At 64.1% G+C, this 669-nt stretch carries 1 protein-coding gene; it reads right to left on the bottom strand.

Annotated features, from left to right (window positions below; translation table 11 throughout):
* Positions 1 to 650, bottom strand: a 650-nt coding sequence (locus U5A65_RS40700; RefSeq protein WP_321949723.1) for a dioxygenase, incomplete at its 3' end; no start/stop codon positions are given.
* Positions 651 to 669: the final 19 nt, after the last annotated feature.

Genomic DNA, 669 nt, shown 5'->3' with positions numbered 1-669 from the left:
CGGCCAAGGCCGTCCAGGAGCTGCTGCGTCGCGCCCTGGGGCGGGCAGCCGTAGCCCACCGGCATGAGCGTGCGGAATTCGTACTTGCCGTCTGCGCCGGTCTTGACCGCGCCGCGCAGGTTGAAGTCGTCCTGCGCACCCGTCGGATCGAAGTGCGAATAAAAGCCCTTCGAATTGGCGTGCCAGCATTCGACCAGGGCGCCCGCAAGCGGCTTGCCGTCGAGATCCGTGACGGTGCCATGAATGACGAGCGGGCCCGCGTCGGCGTCCGGGTTGAGGTCGATACGCGAAACGCCTTCGCGCACCGGTGCGCCCGCAACGTACAACGGTCCTTCGATCGTGCGCGGCGTGCCGCCTTCGAGACCCACCGACTTGTCTGCGGCGTCCATGCGGATGTCGAGGTACTTTTCGAGGCCCAGGCCAGCCGCCAGCAGCGCAGCCTCGCCGTCCTGGCCCAGCTTGTTCAGATAGTTCACGCCGGCCCACACTTCATCGGGCGTGATGTCGAGATCGTCGATGGCCTTGAACAGATCGCCCAGCAGTCGATAGACGACCTGCTGGAAACGCGCGTTGCCGCTGCCGCCATTGAGATTCGCAGCGGCCTTCAGCAGGTCCTGCACTTCCTTCGTTTCGAATACTTTTGCGCTCATGGTATTTGTCTCCTGATAC

Source organism: Paraburkholderia sp. J10-1 (assembly GCF_905220165.1).
Taxonomy (GTDB): Bacteria; Pseudomonadota; Gammaproteobacteria; order Burkholderiales; family Burkholderiaceae; genus Paraburkholderia.
This window is presented reverse-complemented; position numbering and strand designations above follow the sequence as displayed.